We start from the raw sequence: 17628 nt of genomic DNA, 5'->3' as shown, positions 1-17628 counted from the left end.
CCCTCGTAGGGGGAGAGACGGAGGCCGATCGTGCCGGCACTCATCGAGGACTACGCGATCATCGGCGACCTGCAGACGGTCGCGCTGGTCTCCAGGAGCGGCTCCGTCGACTGGTTGTGCCTGCCCCGCTTCGACTCCTCCGCCTGCTTCGCCTCGCTGCTGGGCGACGAGGACAACGGCAACTGGCGCATCGCCCCCACCTCCGCCTGGCGCGACGAGCCCTGCACCCGCCGCGCCTACCGGGAGGGCACCCTGGTGCTGGAGAGCGTCTGGGAGACCGGCGACGGCACCGCGAAGGTGATCGACTTCATGCCGCAGCGCGACCGCGCGCCGGACGTCATGCGGATCGTCGAGGGCGTGCGCGGCCGCGTGGCGATGAGCAGCGAGCTGCGGCTGCGCTTCGACTACGGGCGCGTCGTCCCCTGGATGCGCCGCACCGACGGCCACCGCGTCGCGATCGCCGGTCCCGACTCGGTGTGGCTGCGCAGCGAGCCCCAGGTCCCGATGTACGGCAAGGGCTTCGCCACCCATGCCGACTTCACCGTCGCCGAGGGCGAGCGGATCGCCTTCGCCCTGACGTGGCACCCCTCGCACGAGAGCCGCCCGCGCCTGATCGACCCCTTCCGGGCGCTGGAGCAGAGCTGCCAGGACTGGGAGTCCTGGTCGGCCATGTGCCGCTACGACGGTCCCTGGCGGGACGCGGTGCTGCGCTCGCTGATCACCCTCAAGGGCCTCACGTACGCGCCCAGCGGCGGGATCGTCGCCGCCGCGACGTCCTCGCTGCCCGAGGAGATCCGCGGCGTGCGGAACTGGGACTACCGCTTCTGCTGGCTGCGCGACGCGACGCTCACCCTGAACGTGCTGGTGGAGACCGGCTACCTCAAGGAGGCCTACCACTGGCGCGACTGGCTGCTGCGCGCGGTCGCCGGCGACCCCGCCGACCTGCAGATCATGTACGGGCTGGCCGGCGAGCGCCGGCTGCCCGAGGAGGAGCTGGACTGGCTGGCGGGGTACGAGGCGTCGCTGCCGGTGCGGACCGGCAACGCCGCCGCCAAGCAGCTCCAGCTCGACGTCTACGGCGAGGTCCTCGACTCGCTCTTCCTCGCCCGCAGTTGCGGGATGCGGGACGAGTCCCACGCCTGGGCGGTGCAGCGCACGCTGATGGACTTCCTGGAGTCCAAGTGGCGGGAGCCGGACGAGGGCCTGTGGGAGGTGCGCGGCGACCGGCAGCACTTCGTCCACTCCAAGGTGATGGCCTGGGTGGCCGCCGACCGGGCCGTGCGCACCCTGGAGGGCCACCCGCACCTGTCCGGTGACGTGCACGCCTGGCGGAAGATGCGCAGCGAGGTGCACCGGGAGGTGTGCCGCAAGGGCTTCGACCGGGAGCGCAACACCTTCACTCAGTACTACGGCTCCAAGGAACTGGACGCGGCGACCCTGCTCATCCCGCAGGTGGGCTTCCTGCCCGTCAGCGACAGCCGGGTGGTCGGCACGGTGGAGGCGGTGCGCAGGGAACTGGACCACGGCGGCTTCGTCCGTCGCTACACCCTGGAGGACAGCAGCGTGGACGGGCTGCCCGGCGGCGAAGGCGCCTTCCTGGCCTGTTCGTTCTGGCTCGCCGAAGCGCTGCACCGGATCGGCCGCACCGGCGAGGCGCGCGAGCTGTTCGAGCGGCTGCTGAGCCTGCGCAACGACGTGGGGCTGCTCGCGGAGGAGTGGGACCCGGTCGACCGGCGCCAGCTCGGCAACTTCCCGCAGGCGTTCAGCCACATCGGCCTGGTCAACACCGCGCTCACGTTCTCCGGGCGCGATGAGGGACGATGACGGGCATGGATCTTGGGCTGAAGGACAGGGTGTACGTCGTCACCGGCGCGACGCGCGGGCTGGGCTTCGCGGCCGCGCGCGAACTGGTGGCGGACGGCGCGCGGGTGGTCGTCAGCGGCCGCTCGGAGAAGCCGGTCGCCGCCGCCGTCGCGGCGCTGGGCGGCGCGGAGCGGGCGACGGGCGTCGTCGCGGACAACGCCGAGCCGCAGGCCCCCGAGCGGCTGGTCGCGGCCGCCCGCAGGGCGTTCGGCAGGCTCGACGGCTTCCTCATCAGCGTCGGCGGGCCCTCGGCGGGCGGCTCCGACGTCATCGGGGACGACCAGTGGCGGGACGCCTTCGAGTCCGTCTTCCTGGGCGCCGTACGGCTGTCGCGGACGGCCGCGGAGGAGCTCGGGGAGGGTGGCGTGATCGGGTTCGTGCTGTCGGGCTCGGTGCACGAGCCCATTCCCGGGCTCGCCGTCTCCAACGGCCTGCGGCCGGGCCTGGCGGGCTACGCGAAGAACCTCTCCAATGAGCTGGGCCCGCGCGGCATCCGGGTCGTCGGTCTGCTGCCCGCCCGGATCGACACCGACCGGGTCCGCGAGCTCGACGCGCTCACCGGGGACGCGGACACCGCCCGCGCCCGGCTCAGCGAGCGCATCCCGCTGCGCCGCTACGGCACCCCGGAGGAGTTCGGGCGTACCGCCGCCTTCCTGCTGTCACCCGCGGCGTCCTATCTCACGGGGATCATGCTCCCGGTGGACGGCGGGGCGCGGAGCGGTTTCTAGTCCGCACGGGCCCGGGGCCCGGGGCCCGCGCCGGGTCACGTGACGCGGGCCGCCCGGTGGCTGACCGCGCGCAACCGCGCCTCGGCGGGAAGGAGGGGCAGGCCCGCGGACACGCGGGCACGGTCCAGAACGGCGGAGTCGAGCTCGGCGAGCACCTCGCCGGGGACGGCGTGCGGCGCGAGGGCGAGCAGCAGCCGGGCCCGCGGCGCGGTGGGCGTGCCGGTGAGCGCGGTGGTGGCGTGGTCCACGCCGTGGAGCCGGCCCGCGTCGGCCGCGATGATCTCCTCCAGGGCCCGGCCCCGCAGTAGGGCCATGCCGTCGTCGTCGGCGTCCACCGTCAGCCGGCGGAGCCTTCGGTCGCGCACCTGGGCGAGCAGCCACCACAGGGCGCACAGCACGAGCACGGCCAGCACGGCGATGACGGTCGGCCACCACCAGGAGGCGCCCTCGTAGCGCGTCCGGTCCGCGTCACTGAGCAGGACGTCGTCGCGGCCGGTGTACGGCCGGTGCAGCAGGCCCGTCGCGCCGCAGAGCACGACGACGCCGACGAGGAGCAGGGCCAGCCCGACGAGGGCGAGGACGACACGGTTGACGGTGGCGCGCACCGCGCCTCACCCCTCTTCCATCCGGCGGACGTGCAGCGCGAGGCCGAGCGGGCGGGCCAGGCCCAGTTGTTCCATGGCCTCGGCGAGAGCGGCGGCCAGATCGGCGCGGACCTCCTCGGTCTCACGGAAGGCGATCACGGCGCGGACGGTGGCGGTGCGGCGGGTGACCGTGACGCGCGCCGAGCGTACGCCGGAGACCTCCACCGCGCGGTCGCGCAGGGTGAGTTCGGCGGCGTGGCGGTCGAGTCCCGCCCGTACCGGCGCGGTTCCGGGGCGCATGGAGAGCACGTCGCGAAGCCCGGGAGTGGCGGCGACGACCAGCAGCCACAGGCCGAGCACCACGGCGACGCAGGCACCCGCGATGATCCACGGGTCGTCCAGCGGACGGGTGGCCAGTTCGTCCGCGAGGATCCGGCGCCAGGCCATCCCGGGCCGTCCGGCGCGCACCGCGGCGACGTCGTAGAGCAACAGCCCGGCCCCGGCGGCCAGCAGGACCGCGGTGACCGCGGCCGGAGCACGGCGCGCGGACCAGAAGCGCCGCGCGCGGGAACCGGGCGGGGGGCCGGCCGGCGGATCGAGGTCGCTCACCAGACCCTCGCCTCCTCCGGGATGTGGCCGGCCCGCGAGTGCAGCCGCTCGACCTCCACGGTCACCCCGAGGACCGCCATACCGGTCAACTCCTCGACACGGGCGGCGACATGGCGGCGTACCGCCCGGCACACCGCACCGATGTCGACGGGGTAGCCGAGTTCGACGGAGAGTCGTACGTACGCCTGCTCGCGGTGGACGGAGACGGTGGCCCGGGGCCGGGCGCCGCGCGGCACACGCTCCCGGCCGGGGGCGTCGGCGAGCGTCTCGCGGGCCGCCTGGGCGGCGATCCCCGCCAGGACGCGGTCGGCGATGCGGAGCGAGCCGCGCTCGCCGGGGACGAGGGGCGGGACGGGGGGCGTCGGTGCCGGCAGCGTGGCCGTCATCTGGGTGGCTCACCGCCTCCGGTCCCGGCCGCGGAAGAACTCCCCGGGTTCCAGGTCGCCGTCGAGGAACCGGCCGACGACGAACCCGACGGCGCCGAGCGCCGCCACCAGCAGGAAGGCCGCGAACCCGCCGAAGTATCCGGCGAATCCGAGCGCCATCCCGACGATCAAACCGAGCACGGCCATGCTCATCGTCCGCTCCCTGCCCTCCGCCCGGGACCGCTCACTGGACCCGCTGCTCCTGGTCGTCGTCGTCCGTGTCCTCGGGGAGTTTGACGTCGCCCACGGCGATGTTGACCTCGATGACCTCGAGACCGGTCATCCGCTCGACGGCCGCGATGACGTTCTCGCGCACCCCGTGCGCGACCGCCACGATCGAGACGCCGTAGTCCACGACGATGTCGAGGTCGAGGGCGGTCTGCACCTCACCGACCTCGGCCCGCACCCCCCGCGTCACGGACCTGCCGCCGGGCACCCGGTCGCGGACCGCGCCGAAGCCACGGGAGACGCCTGAGCCCAGGGCGTGCACACCCTCCACGTCGCGTGCCGCGAGTCCGGCGATCTTCTCCACCACGCCGTCCGCGATGGTGGTGCGCCCGCGCGTCGCGGGATCACCGAGAGGCGCCCGCCGCCCTGACATGCCGTTGCCGGCCGGGATCGTCCCCTTCTCGAGGGTCCTGCCCCGGTCCTCCGCCTGCTGCGCGGTCTCGGTCATCGCACCTCTTCCCTTCGGGATTCCGACGGCGGGAGCGGTACGGGCTGCTCCGTGCACCACACTATGTGGGCATGCCCCGTCGCGCTGTGAGGATGCAGCGATCAGGGCCGGGATGGCGGCACGCGCGGACGCGCGTGGTGGAGGGAGGCGACGGCCGATGACCGCGGACGGGCTGGCCCGGACAGTGCGCCGGCAACTCGGGCTCGGCCGTGTACTCCCCCTCGGCGGGCCGGAGGACACGGTGTGGGTCACCGAGAGCGCTGCCGCCGGAGTGCTGCGCGCGGCCGCCGCCGGGGTGCCGGGCGTCCGTCTGGGCACGCTGCGGATCGGCTCGGCGGCGGACGGGCCGGAAGCCGCGGACGCGGCGGATCCGCTGCCCGATTCCGCGCCGTCCGGCGCGCTGCCGCGGCGGCCGCTGCGTGTGGAGGCAGACTTCGAGGCCACCCCGGAGCATCCGCTGCCGGAGTCGGCGGGGCGGCTGCGCGACGCGCTGTGGGAGGCGGCGACCCGGGGCATCGGCCTGGACCCGGAGGCGATCGACCTGACCGTCACCGGGCTGCTGGAGGAAGAAAGCGCCCCCGCGGCGCGGCCCGCGGGGGCCGAGGACACGCCGACCGGCGCGCGGGCCACGACGACGGCGGCGGGCCGGGCCGCGACCGCGGTGCCCGGGGTCGCCGGGCTGACGTCACGGCTCGGCGGCCGGCGGCATCCTTCGCAGGTTCAGATCGCGGTGGACGCCGGGCATCGAGCGCTGGAGGTCGGGCGGGCGGTGGCCACGGCGGTGACGGCCGTGACGCGGGACGTCACGACCGTCGTGGTGACCGACATCGCGGGGGGCTGAGGCGGCGGACCGCTACTCCCCCACGCCCGCCAGGTCCCGCAGCCGGCGGCCCTGCGCGGCGCGCTCGGCGGCGCGCTGCCCGTCGTACGAACGGCCGGCGGCCTCACGGAGCAGGGCCTTGGTCTCGATCACCGCGTCCCGGGGCGCGGCCAGCAGGTCGGCGGCCAGGTCCTCGACGGTGGCGTCCAGCTCCGCCGCCGGGACGTGGATGTTGGCCAGGCCCGTGCTCCACGCCTCCTGGGCGCCGATGAAACGGCCCGTGGCACAGATCTCCAGCGCCCGGGCGTAGCCGACCAGTTCGACCAGCGGCTTGGTACCGGTCAGGTCGGGCACCAGGCCCAGGCTCGTCTCGCGCATGGCGAACTGCACGTCGTCGGCGACGACGCGCAGATCGCAGGCGAGAGCGAGCTGGAAACCCGCACCGATGGCGTGCCCCCGCACGGCGGCGATGCTGATGATGTCGTTCCGCCGCCACCAGGTGAACGCCGACTGGTACTCGGCGATCGTGGCATCGAGTTCGCCCTCGGGAGCGCGCGCGAGGTCGATGAACGACGGCTCGCCGTCGAATCCCTCGGGCGTGAAGGCCTGCCGGTCGAGCCCGGCGGAGAAGGACACGCCCTCCGCGCGGAGCACGACGACCCGTACGCCGCCCGGGAGCAGCCGGCCTGCTTCGTCCAACGCCCGCCACAGGGCAGGCGACTGGGCGTTGCGCTTGGCCGGGTTGCACAACGTGACGGTGGCGACGGAATCCTCCGTCACGAGCCGTACGCCGTCACGCTCCAGCAGCACAGTGGGGTCGGACATCGGGCACCTCCGGGCGATCCGCAGTCTGGATTACCGAAGAGTAACCACCCGGTCGGCCGTTTCTGCGACCGGGTGGCCCTGCCACGACTCCGAAACCGCTGCGCGAGGCGCCCGGCCGCCGTCAGGCCGTGGAAACCTTCTTGCCCCGTGTCGCTCCGCCGCGACCGCGCAGGGTCACGCCGGACTCGCTGAGCATCCGGTGGACGAAGCCGTACGAGCGGCCGGTCTCCTCGGCCAGCGCCCGGATGCTTGCTCCACCGTCGTACTTCTTCTTGAGGTCTGCCGCGAGCTTTTCGCGCGCGGCGCCGGTCACCCGGCTGCCCTTCTTCAGAGTCTCGGCCACCCGTGCCTCCTCTAGGGAAGTGCGCTCTGTGACTCTCATGATCACCCCTAGGAGACTTCCTGGCCACCCATTCGGCAAGGTCCGTGCGACAACATTTGGAGCGCTGTTGACGCGGACACCGGACACCGGACGCCTGGAATCCGGCATTCCGCCGGGCCCTTCCCGTCCGGCCGCCGAGCCCGCCGGAGAAAAGGCAGGTCATCAAGGTCGGTAAGGAGTTTCCGCATGTGACACGGCTGATCCATTCGCACGTCCGGTATTTCGCACGTTCCCGCGCCGGAGTACGAGCCGGTCTCACACAGATGAAGGATCACCCGTCGGCCGAATGATCCAGTGGAGTGATCCACACGGATGATCGGCCGCGGGCTCCGGGGGGATCAGGCGAGCGCGACGAGGTCGGCGTAGTCCTGACCCCAGAGGTCCTCGACGCCGTCGGGCAGGAGGATGATCCGCTCCGGCTGCAGCGCCTCCACCGCGCCCTCGTCGTGGGTGACGAGGACGACCGCGCCCGTGAAGGTGCGCAGCGCGCCGAGGATCTCCTCGCGGCTGGCCGGGTCGAGGTTGTTGGTGGGCTCGTCGAGCAGCAGCACGTTGGCGCTGGAGACGACGAGGGTGGCGAGCGCCAGACGGGTCTTCTCACCACCGGACAGGACTCCGGCGGGCTTGTCGACGTCGTCGCCGGAGAAGAGGAACGAGCCGAGGATCTTGCGCACGGCGACCAGGTCCATGTCGGGGGCCGCGGAGCGCATGTTCTCCAGCACGGTCCGGTCGGCGTCGAGGGTCTCGTGCTCCTGGGCGTAGTAGCCGAGCTTGAGGCCGTGCCCGGGCACGACCTCCCCGGTGTCGGGCTGCTCGACGCCCGCCAGCAGCCGCAGCAGGGTCGTCTTGCCGGCGCCGTTGAGGCCCAGGATGACGACCCGGGAGCCCTTGTCGATGGCCAGGTCGACGTCGGTGAAAATCTCCAGCGAGCCGTACGACTTGGACAGGCCCTCGGCGGTCAGCGGGGTCTTGCCGCACGGCGCGGGGTCGGGGAAGCGCAGCTTGGCGACCTTGTCGGACTGCCGCACCGCCTCCAGCCCGGACAGCAGCTTGTCGGCGCGGCGGGCCATGTTCTGGGCGGCGACGGTCTTGGTGGCCTTGGCGCGCATCTTGTCGGCCTGGGCGTTGAGGGTCGCGGCCTTCTTCTCGGCGTTGGCGCGCTCGCGCTTGCGGCGCTTCTCGTCGGCCTCGCGCTGGGTCAGGTACTGCTTCCAGCCCATGTTGTAGACGTCGATCTGGGAGCGGTTGGCGTCCAGGTAGAACACCTTGTTGACGACCGTCTCGACCAGGTTGATGTCGTGGGAGATGACGATGAAGCCGCCGCGGTAGGTCTTGAGGAAGTCCCGGAGCCAGACGATCGAGTCGGCGTCGAGGTGGTTGGTCGGCTCGTCGAGGAGCAGGGTGTCGGCGTCCGAGAAGAGGATGCGCGCCAGCTCGACGCGGCGGCGCTGACCACCGGAGAGGGTGTGCAGCGGCTGGGCGAGGACCCGGTCGGGCAGGCCCAGGGCGGCGGCGATGGTGGCGGCCTCGGCCTCGGCCGCGTAGCCGCCCTTGGTGAGGAACTCGGTCTCCAGGCGGGAGTACCGCTTCATCGCGGTGTCGCGGGTGGCGCCCTTGCCGTTGGCCATCCGCTCCTCGTTCTCGCGCATCTTGCGCAGGACGGTGTCCAGGCCGCGGGCGGACAGGATGCGGTCGCGGGCGAGGACGTCGAGATCGCCGGTGCGCGGGTCCTGGGGCAGATAACCGACCTCACCGGAACGCGTCACGGTGCCGCCGGCGGGCAGGCCCTCGCCCGCGAGCACCTTGGTGAGGGTGGTCTTGCCGGCGCCGTTGCGGCCGACAAGGCCGACACGGTCGCCGCGGGCGATGCGGAAGGAGGCGGACTCGATGAGGACGCGGGCGCCGGCGCGCAGCTCGATGCCGGTGGCAGTAATCACGGGAAGAAGCTCCAGGACGTGGCGGACGGCAGTCGGACGATGTGGTCGCGGTGGTCGCGGTCGGACGCCGTCTAATGCGTGAGGATTACTGCCATGCCTCCAGTCTACCGGGGGCGGTCCGGGTCCCCGGCAAGCGGTTTTCGGCCAGGGGGCGAGGGCGGGGCGTCCCCGGGGTCCGCGACGGGCCACGGCGCACAAACCGGCAGATAATCGGACGTATGCAGTTCGACGACGACGCATCGCTCGACACCTCCCAGATCGAGGACCGGCGAAGCGGCGGACCGTCCGGCGGCGGGCCCCGGGGCAAGATGGTCGGGGGCGGCATCGCCGGGCTGATCGTCCTGGTGCTCGGGCTGATCTTCGGCATCAGCCCCGACCAGCTCGGGCTCTCCTCCGACCCGTCCGGCCGGGCGCCCGGCGCCACCTCGGGCTCGGACCTGGCCACCGGCTGCCGTACCGGCGCGGACGCCAACGCCCGCCAGGAGTGCCGGATGGTCGCGGTGATCAACAATGTGCAGGCGTACTGGGCGTCGGAGTTCCGGAAGCGGGGGATGACCTACGAGCCGGCGCCGACCGTCTTCTTCGACCGGCCCATCCGCACCGGCTGCGGGGTGGCCGACCCCTCGTCGGGGCCCTTCTACTGCCCCGAGGACCGCAAGGTCTATCTGGACCTGGACTTCTTCTCGACCCTGACCAGCCGTTTCGGGGCACAGGGCGGGCCCTTCGCCGAGAGCTACGTCGTCGCCCACGAGTACGGGCACCACGTGCAGGACCTCGTGGGAACGCTGAGCCGGACGCAGGACCGGCTCACCGGCCCGGGCAGCAACTCGGTGCGGGTGGAGCTCCAGGCCGACTGCTACGCGGGCGTGTGGGGACGCAACGCCACACAGACGCTCGACGAGGACACCGGCAGTCCGATGATCAGCGTGCTCGACGAGGACGACATCCGGAAGGGCCTGGACGCGGCCGCGGCCGTCGGCGACGACGCGATCCAGTCCCGGGTGCAGGGCCGGGTGACCCCGGACGCCTGGACGCACGGGTCCTCCGCGCAGCGGCAGCAGTGGTTCACCACCGGGCTGGACACCGGCGACCCCGGGGACTGCGACACCTTCCGGCGCTGACCGGGGGGACGTCCGCGCGCGGGGCCGTTGTCGGACCCCCCTGCCAGACTGAGATCCACGTCACACAGGACCGCTGGGTCCCGGAAGGGGAGAGTGATCGCCATGGCCGGCAACGGAACCGCGCCCACCATCTACCCGACGCTGCGCCACAAGGACGCGAAGGCGGCCATCGCCTTCCTCAAGGACGCCTTCGGCTTCACGGAGGTCGCGGTGCACGAGGGCGAGGACGGCGCCGTCGAGCACGCGGAACCGACCTACGGCAACGGCGTGGTGATGCTCGGCAGCCAGCGGTCCGGCAGCGCGTTCAGCCGGATCGCCGGGGACCTCGGCGCCGTGTCGGTGTACGTGGCCGTCGAGGACGCCGACGCCCACCACGGGCGCGCCGTCGCGGCCGGCGCCGAGGTCGTGCTGCCGCTGACCGACCAGGAATACGGGTCGCGGGATTACACGGCCCTCGACCCGGAGGGCAACCTCTGGTCCTTCGGCACCTACGTGCCGCGGATACCGGCGTAGAGCCGACAGGTTCCGGGGGTCACTCTCCCCCGGTGTGCACCTGGAAGGCGGCACGGCGGATCGCCTTGGACAGGGCCGGGTCGGGGTGGGCGGCGGCGAGGGCGACCAGCACCTGGACGGTGCGGGGGTGGCCGGCGTGCCGCAGCTCCTCCAGCAGGCGGGTGACCGAACCCTGGACGGCCGTTTCGAGATGGCTCACCAGGAGGTGGCTCTCGCCGTGGTCGGCGACGGCCGCCGCGGTGTCCACCCACAGCCAGGTGGACTCCTCGCGGGTGAGCAGCGCGGCGACGTCCTCCGGGTCGGCGCCCTCGTGCTCGGCGAGCCACAGCAGCGCGTAGGGCCGCAGGCCGGGCTCGTCCACCACGTACCGGACGGCGGGCTCGGCGGGGCCGCCGACGACGCGCAGCGCCTCGAAGGCCAGGGCGCGCAGCAGGGCGTCGTCGCCGCGGGCCACGTCGAGGAACTCGCCCACCGCCTGGGCGACCGGGCGGGCCGCCAGCCAGGCCTTGTACTCGTCGCGGGCCGCGCCGGGGGACATCCCGACGCACGCCTTGAGCATCTCCTCGGCAGAGTGCTCGAAGTGCCCGGCCGGGCCCTGCGCCGCCACGCAGATCTGCTCCAGCTTCACCCACACCGCCCAGCTGCCCAGGGCGGTGATGGTGACCTCGCCGGGGCGGGCCGGGTCGCGGGGCCTGAGGGCGCCGACGCGGGCCAGCGCGTCCAGCGTCCAGTCCAGCAGCGCGGGCAGTTCGTCACGGCCCCCGCCGGCCGGGGGCTCGTGGCGCTCCGCGCGTAGCTCGGCCACACGCTGCCGCAACAGGTCCAGCAGGACGGCCACCGCGACCGGACCGGAGGAGAGGTGGAGCAGGGAGAGCAGCTGCGGCGCGGCCTCGACGACCTCGGCGACCAGTGAGGGGTCGGCGTCGGCGCACTCCGGCTCGAGCGCCGCGGGGTGCGCCAGCGACCAGGCGTCGAAAAGCGCGACCCAGCCACGCAGGACGGCGGTGTCGTCGCGGTCCCAGGCGCGCAGCCGCCAGCCGGGGCGGGCGGCGCCGCCTTTGTGGAGCTCGATCAGACCGGTCAGCCGGGCCCGGTCCCACGCGGCGCGCACCTGCCGTTCCGCCATACCCAGGGCGGCGACCGCCCGCAGTACGTCGGGGTCCCGCAGTATCCCGGCGGTCCCGGGGGCGGCGGCGCCGGTCTCCGAGTCGGCCCAGCGGGCCAGCCGCACGGCGTCCGAGAGTTCGGTGCGCGCCCTGCGGGCGAGCTCGGGCAGCGCCGGGATTCCCTCCGGCGGCCGCGGCGGGCGGCTTCGCCGCACTGTGGCGGCAGGGCGCGCGGTGGCGAGTGGCCTGCGCGGGACAAGACGCAGCGGAGTGTCTCGCGGGATACGGGACGTCACGGGAGCAGTCTTGCGGGTGAGCACCCGGAAACCCAAACGAGCGTCCCCGCACAGGGATTGACCCCGAGCGGAATGATGGCAGAGATAATGTTTTGTCCGCATATAAAGGAGGGGTATGGCGGGCGTCAGAGGAGGGGGGTGAGGAAGCGGCGGAGAGCCTCCTCGTATGTTGAGGGGTTCGCGTTCCACATCGCCGCGTGCGAGGCGCCGCTGACCGCGTGCAGCGTGACGAGATCCGGGCGCAGCCGGGCGAGTTGGCGGGCCGGGCCCCAGGGGGCGAGCGTGTCGTCCGGCCCGTGGAAGACGAGGGCGGGGACGTCCAGCCGGTCGGGGGCGGCGGCGTCGGCGATCCGCTCCGCGTGCAGGCCGGTGCGGCCCTCCGCGGCGCGCACCCCGAGTGGCAGCAGCGCGCGGGGCGCACCCCGGGCGGCCGCGGCGGCGCGTACCGTGCTCTGCCAGTCGAGTACCGGTGAGTCCAGGACCATCCCGGACACCAGGGTGCGCAGCGGGGAGTGGCAGGCGGCGCGGAGCGCCATCGTCGCGCCGGTGGACCAGCCGTGCAGCACCAGCCGGCGCGCGCCGTGCCGGACCGCGTAGCGCATCGCCGCGTCGAGGTCGCGCCACTCGGAGTCGCCGAGGTGGCCGATGCCGTCCCAGGACGGAGGCGCGCCGGCGTCGTTGCGGTAGGCGAACGCGAGGACGGGCAGGCGCAGTTTGGCCAGGAACGGCATGACGTTCATGCCGAGCTCGCGGCCGGTGCCGAGGCCGTGCGCGAGGACGACCCAGGTGTCACGGGCCCCGGGCACGAACCAGGCGGGCAGCAGGCCGAGTTCGGCGGGGATCTCGGCGTCGCGGAACTCCAGGCCGAGGGCCGAGCCGGGGGTGCCGATGTGGACCTGCGGGGTGAGCCGCACCCGGTCGCCCGCGGCGACGGCGCCGCGGTTGATGCGTACCAGACGGCGGGTCACCGAGTCGGGAGCCGTCGTCAGCACCTCGCCGACGGTGGCGTGCACCCCGGCGGCGATGAGGCCGTGCAGACCGCGCCGGCCGCTGCCCAGGGTCCTGGTGAGGGTGATCTCCTGGGCGGTCACGGAGTGGACGGTGAGCGGGTCCGGGTCGACGCCGGTCGCGGTCGGCCGCAGGGCAAGCTCGGACACATGCCGCCCGGCCGCCACCGCGGCCGCCCCGGCACCGAACGCTGTCGTGGCGGCGAGGGCCGCCGCGGTGGTGAGGCGCATCCGTTCCAGTGTCGGCGCGGTCGCACGGGGCGGCCAGTGGGCGGGGCCGTCCGGGCTCAGCTCCGCCCGTCCTCGCCGGCCTCAGGGGCCTCACGGGGCCGGGGGACGTCGGCCCGGGCGGCCCCGTGGTGCCCGTCGGCCTCGTGCGGCTCGTGCTCCTCGAACACCCCGTGCTCCTCGTCGCCGGGCTGGCCGTACTCCCGCAGCTTCTCGGCCACGCGAGCGAGTTCGCGCTTGGAGAGCAGGGAGGGGGAGAACCCCGCGACCGAGCGGGCGGCGAGCCAGACCTGGCACATCCACTCCAGCTGGGCCGTGCGGTCGTAGGCCTGCTCGAGGTCGTCGCCGTAGACGATGGTGCCGTGGTTGCGCAGCAGACAGCCCGTGCGGTCGCGCAGTGCGCGCAGGACGTTGGCGGCCAGTTCCTCGCTGCCGTAGGTGGCGTAGTCGGCGACGCGTATGCGGCCGCCGAGGGCGGCGGCCATGTAGTGGATGGCGGGCAGCTCGTACAGGAGGGTGGAGACGGCCGTGGCGTGGACGGCGTGCGTGTGGACCACGGCGCCGGCGTCGGTGTGCCGGTATATCGCCAGGTGCATCGCGAGCTCGCTGGTCGGGCGCAGCTCGCCCAGCACCTGCTTGCCGTCGAGGTCGACACCGACCGTGTCGTCCGGGCCGAGCCGGTGGTAGGGCACGCCGCTGGGGGTGACGAGCACGAGGTCGTCGCCCACCCGCACCGAAACATTGCCGGACGTACCGACCACCAGGCCGTCGTCGACCGAGCGGCAGGCCGTGTCCACCAGCTCCGACCAGGCCCGCCCCACCGCGTTCCGCACCGACATCCGTGCCACCTCCGAGCGCTGATCCTGACAGGTTGACCGTTGCCGCACGCTCCGAGGGCACAGTAACGTCCCGGCACACCATCAGGACCGATCACGCATACGAATTGCAGGGGCACCATGACCACGGTCAACGGCGGCATCTCCTTCTGGTACGCGAAGTCGGGACTCCCCGTCCCGCGTGAGCCGCTGCCCGGTGACACCACCGCCGACGTCTGCATCGTCGGCGGGGGCTACACGGGACTGTGGACCGCGTACTACCTGAAGAAGGCCGTGCCCTTCCTGCGGATCGTCGTCCTGGAGCAGCGTTTCTGCGGCTACGGCGCCTCCGGCCGCAACGGCGGCTGGCTGTACAACGGCATCGCCGGCCGCGACCGCTACGCCGGGCTGCACGGCCGTGACGCAGCCGTCGCCCTGCAGCGCGCGATGAACGAGACCGTGGACGAGGTGATCCGGGTCGCCGCCGAGGAGGGCATCGACGCGGACATCCACAAGGGCGGCGTGCTGGAGGTCGCCCACTCCCCCGCGCAGCTGGCCCGGCTGCGGGCGTTCCACGAGACCGAGGTCGCCTTCGGCGAGAAGGACCGGCTGCTGCTGGGCGCGGCCGAGTCCGCCGCTCGGATCCGGGTGGCCGGGACGGCCGGCGGCACCTGGACGCCGCACGGTGCCCGCATCCACCCGGTGAAGCTGGTGCAGGGGCTGGCCCGGACGGTGGAGGCGCTCGGTGTGGTGATCCACGAGTCGACCCCGGTGACCGAGGTCAAGCCGAAGCACGCGCTCACCCCGTTCGGGAGCGTGCGCGCCCCCTATGTACTGCGCTGCACCGAGGGCTTCACCGCCGCGATCAAGGGCCAGAAGCGGTCCTGGCTGCCGATGAACTCCTCGATGGTCGTCACGGAGCCGCTGCCCGCGGACGTCTGGGACACCATCGGCTGGGAGGGCCGGGAGGCGCTCGGCGACATGGCGCACGCGTACATGTACGCGCAGCGCACCGCCGACGACCGGATCGCCATCGGCGGGCGCGGGGTGCCTTACCGCTTCGGTTCGCGCACGGACAACGACGGGCGCACGCAGGCGGCGACGATCGAGGCGCTGCGCGAGATCCTGGTGCGCTTCTTCCCCACCACGGGTCGGGTCGGGATCGACCACGCCTGGTCCGGGGTGCTCGGCGTACCGCGGGACTGGTGCGCGACCGTCGAGCTGGACCGTTCGACCGGCCTCGGGTGGGCCGGCGGCTACGTCGGCAGTGGGGTCGCGACCGCGAACCTCGCGGCGCGGACGCTGCGGGACCTCGTGCAGCTGGACTCCGGGCAGGCGCACGGCACGGAGCTCACGGCCCTTCCGTGGGTGCACCACCGCGTGCGCCGCTGGGAACCCGAGCCCTTCCGGTGGATCGGCGTCCACGGGCTGTACGCGGCCTACCGCGCCGCCGACCGCCGCGAGCAGACGGGCCGCAGCGTGGAGACCGACCGCGTCGCCCGGATCGCGGACCGCATCTCGGGCCGCCACTAGGTGCACCCGGCCGGTATGTCCGGTGCCGGCGGGTGGATGGGGGCGGGTTCGTCTCGCGCCCTTCGGGCGCAAGGATGCGGGCTGCGGCTGGGGAGGCGGGGCTCGGGGCGGGGTGCGCCCCGGATCGCGTGACCAGGATCTCTTCGGCGGCACCGATGCGGTGCGGCAGAAGCTCGCAAAGGGCTGGATTACAGGGCGAAACACATCCCGGGTCACACCCTCCGCACGCACCGGCACCGCCGCGCCGCCCCTCGTTCACCTTCCGTTCATCCAGACTCCGTACGGTCGCCACCGCCACTGTCCGATCGAACGAATGCCTGGGTCAATGGAACACATCACGCTCCTGATCGGAATCGTGATCATTACCGCACTCGTGTTCGACTTCACGAACGGTTTCCACGACACCGCCAATGCGATGGCGACCACCATCTCCACTGGCGCACTCAAGCCCAAGACGGCGGTGGCCATGTCCGCCGCGCTCAACCTCGTCGGTGCCTTCCTCTCCGTCGAGGTGGCGAAGACGATCTCCGGCGGCATCCTCGACGAGAGCGCGGGCATCAGGCCCGAAGTGATCTTCGCGGGGCTCGTCGGCGCCATCGTCTGGAATCTGCTGACCTGGCTGGCGGGCCTGCCCTCCAGCTCCTCCCACGCACTGTTCGGCGGCCTCATCGGCGCCTCCGTCGCCTCGGCGGGCTTCGGCTCGATCAACGGTGACGCGGTCGTCATGAAGGTCCTGATCCCGGCCGTCTGCGCCCCGGTGGTCGCCGGTGTCGCCGCGATGCTGGCGACCCGCCTGACCTACCGCATCGGCCGCAACACCGACCCGGCCGCCACCGCCAAGGGCTACCGGGCCGGGCAGATCGCCTCGGCCGGTCTGGTCTCCCTCGCGCACGGCACCAACGACGCACAGAAGACCATGGGTGTCATCACCCTCGCCCTGATCGCGGGCAACGTCGTCGCCCCCGACTCCGACCCGCCGCTGTGGGTCATCGTGTCGGCGGGCATGGCCATCGCCCTCGGCACCTTCATCGGCGGCTGGCGGATCATCCGCACCATGGGCAAGGGCATCACCGACATCCAGCCGCCGCAGGGCTTCGCCGCCCAGACCGGCGCCGCCGCCGTCATCCTGGCCTCCTCGCACCTCGGCTTCTCGCTCTCCACCACGCAGGTCTGCTCCGGCTCCGTCATGGGCGCCGGCGTCGGCCGCAAGGGCGGCGTCGTCCGCTGGAGCACCGCGGGCCGCATGTTCGCCGCGTGGGGGCTCACCCTTCCGGCCGCGGGCCTGGTCGCGGCGGGTGCCGCGCTCCTGGCCGACCAGGGAGACCTGGGCGTCACCGCGGTCGCCGTCCTGGCACTCGCCGCCTGCACCGCGATCTGGATCGCCTCGCGCCGCAAGCCCGTCGACCACACCAACGTCAACGAGGCCCACGGCACAGCCGGGGAGCCGGGCGTCATCACCACGGCCATCGCCGCGGTGATCCCGCCGCCCGCCGGTCTCACCGCCGTCACCGTCGACGCCGACCCCGCCCAGGCCTCCGCCTGACGGCGGCGCCGCACCGGCACCGGAAGGAACCAGCATCATGCACATCGACTGGGCTGCCCTCGGCTCCGTCTTCGGCGTCAGCCTCGCCGTGACCGTCGGACTCGTCGGCCTGTTCACCCTCGGCATCGTGGGCCTGTCCAAGCAGGGCGCGGCCGCCGGCGAGGCGGGCACCGGCTCCGCCGGCGGCTCGACCGTCCTGGCCCGCACCGGCGCGTACGCGTGCTTCGCGCTCTGCGCGGCTGCCGTGGCGTACGGGATCTTCCTGATCGTCGCCTGACGCCGCGGTCCCGCACCGCGCCGCGTGGCGCGGCACCGTGTGAAGTTGACCTCAGCTCCCGGTCATCCGACCGTGAGCTGGGGTTTCTTCTTTTCCCGGGGTCGTCGCGGTGAGTTGACGGGCCGGAGCGGCGCGTGGTGGTATCGGAACCGCCAAACGGCGGCAGGAGAGGAAGTCCGGTGCGAATCCGGCGCGGTCCCGCCACTGTCACCGGGGAGCGGACCCCCGCCCATGGCCACGGCCCGAACAGGGGCTGGAAGGCCGGGGGTGCCGCCGATCCGGGAGCCAGGAGACTCTCGTCGCCGGTCACGTCGAACCAGGGCGCGGACCCTGAGTGAGG

Annotated in this window: 19 protein-coding genes and 1 riboswitch; of the genes, 8 read left to right on the top strand and 11 right to left on the bottom strand. The window is 73.2% G+C overall.

Annotated elements, in window-relative coordinates:
- The first annotated feature begins 30 nt into the window (after nt 1-30).
- Nucleotides 31-1824, top strand: coding sequence for a glycoside hydrolase family 15 protein (locus tag ACWDAS_RS29600; protein WP_450397055.1), 1794 nt, complete (start codon nt 31-33; stop codon nt 1822-1824).
- Between the two features lie 5 nt (nt 1825-1829).
- Nucleotides 1830-2591, top strand: a complete 762-nt coding sequence (locus tag ACWDAS_RS29595; RefSeq protein WP_450397053.1) for an SDR family oxidoreductase — start codon at nt 1830-1832, stop codon at nt 2589-2591.
- Between the two features lie 35 nt (nt 2592-2626).
- Here ACWDAS_RS29595 and amaP read toward each other — a convergent pair whose 3' ends face one another.
- The 5 genes from amaP to ACWDAS_RS29570 are packed head-to-tail and all read right to left on the bottom strand — an operon-like array spanning nt 2627 to nt 4885.
- On the bottom strand, nt 2627-3196 hold the full coding sequence (gene amaP / locus ACWDAS_RS29590) for an alkaline shock response membrane anchor protein AmaP (protein WP_450397051.1): 570 nt from the start codon (nt 3194-3196) through the stop codon (nt 2627-2629).
- A gap of 6 nt (nt 3197-3202) precedes the next feature.
- A complete protein-coding gene (locus ACWDAS_RS29585) occupies nt 3203-3784 on the bottom strand; it encodes a DUF6286 domain-containing protein (RefSeq protein ID WP_450397049.1) in 582 nt (193 codons plus the stop codon).
- Nucleotides 3781-4170, bottom strand: coding sequence for an Asp23/Gls24 family envelope stress response protein (locus ACWDAS_RS29580; RefSeq protein ID WP_450397047.1), 390 nt, complete (start codon nt 4168-4170; stop codon nt 3781-3783). Before ACWDAS_RS29580 ends, ACWDAS_RS29585 begins: the two co-directional genes overlap by 4 nt.
- Nucleotides 4171-4179: 9 nt before the next feature.
- Complete coding sequence (locus ACWDAS_RS29575) at nt 4180-4362, bottom strand: hypothetical protein (protein WP_450397045.1); 183 nt, start codon at nt 4360-4362, stop codon at nt 4180-4182.
- A 31-nt stretch (nt 4363-4393) separates the two neighbouring features.
- Complete coding sequence (locus tag ACWDAS_RS29570; RefSeq protein WP_450397042.1) at nt 4394-4885, bottom strand: Asp23/Gls24 family envelope stress response protein; 492 nt, start codon at nt 4883-4885, stop codon at nt 4394-4396.
- A gap of 157 nt (nt 4886-5042) precedes the next feature.
- Here ACWDAS_RS29570 and ACWDAS_RS29565 point away from each other — a divergent pair, with 157 nt between their 5' ends.
- Nucleotides 5043-5726, top strand: a complete 684-nt coding sequence (locus tag ACWDAS_RS29565; protein ID WP_450397039.1) for a hypothetical protein — start codon at nt 5043-5045, stop codon at nt 5724-5726.
- A gap of 12 nt (nt 5727-5738) precedes the next feature.
- On the opposite strand, the gene ACWDAS_RS29560 is transcribed toward ACWDAS_RS29565, so the two are convergent.
- The 3 genes from ACWDAS_RS29560 to ACWDAS_RS29550 form a co-directional block, all read right to left on the bottom strand.
- Nucleotides 5739-6530, bottom strand: a complete 792-nt coding sequence (locus ACWDAS_RS29560; protein WP_450397036.1) for an enoyl-CoA hydratase/isomerase family protein — start codon at nt 6528-6530, stop codon at nt 5739-5741.
- 121 nt (nt 6531-6651) lie between these two features.
- A complete protein-coding gene (locus tag ACWDAS_RS29555) occupies nt 6652-6873 on the bottom strand; it encodes a helix-turn-helix domain-containing protein (RefSeq protein WP_018560612.1) in 222 nt (73 codons plus the stop codon).
- A 377-nt stretch (nt 6874-7250) separates the two neighbouring features.
- Nucleotides 7251-8849, bottom strand: a complete 1599-nt coding sequence (locus tag ACWDAS_RS29550) for an ABC-F family ATP-binding cassette domain-containing protein (RefSeq protein WP_450397033.1) — start codon at nt 8847-8849, stop codon at nt 7251-7253.
- Between the two features lie 218 nt (nt 8850-9067).
- Here ACWDAS_RS29550 and ypfJ point away from each other — a divergent pair, with 218 nt between their 5' ends.
- Nucleotides 9068-9970, top strand: coding sequence for a KPN_02809 family neutral zinc metallopeptidase (gene ypfJ / locus ACWDAS_RS29545; protein WP_450397032.1), 903 nt, complete (start codon nt 9068-9070; stop codon nt 9968-9970).
- 102 nt (nt 9971-10072) lie between these two features.
- Nucleotides 10073-10483, top strand: a complete 411-nt coding sequence (locus ACWDAS_RS29540; RefSeq protein WP_450397029.1) for a VOC family protein — start codon at nt 10073-10075, stop codon at nt 10481-10483.
- A 19-nt stretch (nt 10484-10502) separates the two neighbouring features.
- Here ACWDAS_RS29540 and ACWDAS_RS29535 read toward each other — a convergent pair whose 3' ends face one another.
- From ACWDAS_RS29535 to ACWDAS_RS29525, 3 genes are all read right to left on the bottom strand, one after another.
- Nucleotides 10503-11885: a hypothetical protein gene (locus ACWDAS_RS29535; RefSeq protein WP_450397026.1), complete on the bottom strand. Its 1383-nt coding sequence runs from the start codon at nt 11883-11885 to the stop codon at nt 10503-10505.
- 125 nt (nt 11886-12010) lie between these two features.
- On the bottom strand, nt 12011-13123 hold the full coding sequence (locus tag ACWDAS_RS29530) for an alpha/beta hydrolase family protein (RefSeq protein ID WP_450397024.1): 1113 nt from the start codon (nt 13121-13123) through the stop codon (nt 12011-12013).
- Nucleotides 13124-13179: 56 nt separating this feature from the next.
- Nucleotides 13180-13959, bottom strand: a complete 780-nt coding sequence (locus ACWDAS_RS29525) for a class II aldolase/adducin family protein (RefSeq protein WP_450397023.1) — start codon at nt 13957-13959, stop codon at nt 13180-13182.
- A gap of 117 nt (nt 13960-14076) precedes the next feature.
- Between ACWDAS_RS29525 and ACWDAS_RS29520 the strand changes: the two genes are divergently transcribed.
- The 3 genes from ACWDAS_RS29520 to ACWDAS_RS29510 all read left to right on the top strand — a co-directional run bounded on the left by ACWDAS_RS29520 (nt 14077) and on the right by ACWDAS_RS29510 (nt 17288).
- Nucleotides 14077-15468 carry an NAD(P)/FAD-dependent oxidoreductase gene (locus tag ACWDAS_RS29520; protein WP_450397021.1) on the top strand — a complete coding sequence of 464 codons (1392 nt, stop codon included), beginning with the start codon at nt 14077-14079 and terminating at the stop codon, nt 15466-15468.
- Nucleotides 15469-15793: 325 nt separating this feature from the next.
- Nucleotides 15794-17011 (top strand): anion permease, encoded by a 1218-nt coding sequence (locus tag ACWDAS_RS29515; protein WP_450397019.1) that lies wholly within the window; start codon nt 15794-15796, stop codon nt 17009-17011.
- A gap of 37 nt (nt 17012-17048) precedes the next feature.
- Nucleotides 17049-17288: a hypothetical protein gene (locus tag ACWDAS_RS29510; protein WP_450397017.1), complete on the top strand. Its 240-nt coding sequence runs from the start codon at nt 17049-17051 to the stop codon at nt 17286-17288.
- Between the two features lie 169 nt (nt 17289-17457).
- Nucleotides 17458-17583: riboswitch (cobalamin riboswitch) on the top strand.
- Nucleotides 17584-17628: the final 45 nt, after the last annotated feature.

The sequence above is a fragment of the Streptomyces sp. NPDC001070 genome, from assembly GCF_053598835.1.
The sequence above is the reverse complement of the archived record's forward strand: the minus strand, read 5'-3'. Positions and strand labels throughout refer to the sequence as shown.

Coding starts and splice junctions, on each gene's coding strand:
- ACWDAS_RS29540 (WP_450397029.1), top strand. CDS start 10,073: ATGGCCGGCAACGGAACCGCGCCCACCATCTACCCGACGCTGCGCCAC.
- ACWDAS_RS29560 (WP_450397036.1), bottom strand. CDS start 6,530: ATGTCCGACCCCACTGTGCTGCTGGAGCGTGACGGCGTACGGCTCGTG.
- ACWDAS_RS29525 (WP_450397023.1), bottom strand. CDS start 13,959: ATGTCGGTGCGGAACGCGGTGGGGCGGGCCTGGTCGGAGCTGGTGGAC.
- ACWDAS_RS29515 (WP_450397019.1), top strand. CDS start 15,794: ATGGAACACATCACGCTCCTGATCGGAATCGTGATCATTACCGCACTC.
- ACWDAS_RS29510 (WP_450397017.1), top strand. CDS start 17,049: ATGCACATCGACTGGGCTGCCCTCGGCTCCGTCTTCGGCGTCAGCCTC.
- ACWDAS_RS29580 (WP_450397047.1), bottom strand. CDS start 4,170: ATGACGGCCACGCTGCCGGCACCGACGCCCCCCGTCCCGCCCCTCGTC.
- ypfJ (WP_450397032.1), top strand. CDS start 9,068: ATGCAGTTCGACGACGACGCATCGCTCGACACCTCCCAGATCGAGGAC.
- ACWDAS_RS29575 (WP_450397045.1), bottom strand. CDS start 4,362: ATGAGCATGGCCGTGCTCGGTTTGATCGTCGGGATGGCGCTCGGATTC.
- ACWDAS_RS29565 (WP_450397039.1), top strand. CDS start 5,043: ATGACCGCGGACGGGCTGGCCCGGACAGTGCGCCGGCAACTCGGGCTC.
- ACWDAS_RS29595 (WP_450397053.1), top strand. CDS start 1,830: ATGGATCTTGGGCTGAAGGACAGGGTGTACGTCGTCACCGGCGCGACG.
- ACWDAS_RS29530 (WP_450397024.1), bottom strand. CDS start 13,123: ATGCGCCTCACCACCGCGGCGGCCCTCGCCGCCACGACAGCGTTCGGT.
- ACWDAS_RS29570 (WP_450397042.1), bottom strand. CDS start 4,885: ATGACCGAGACCGCGCAGCAGGCGGAGGACCGGGGCAGGACCCTCGAG.
- ACWDAS_RS29520 (WP_450397021.1), top strand. CDS start 14,077: ATGACCACGGTCAACGGCGGCATCTCCTTCTGGTACGCGAAGTCGGGA.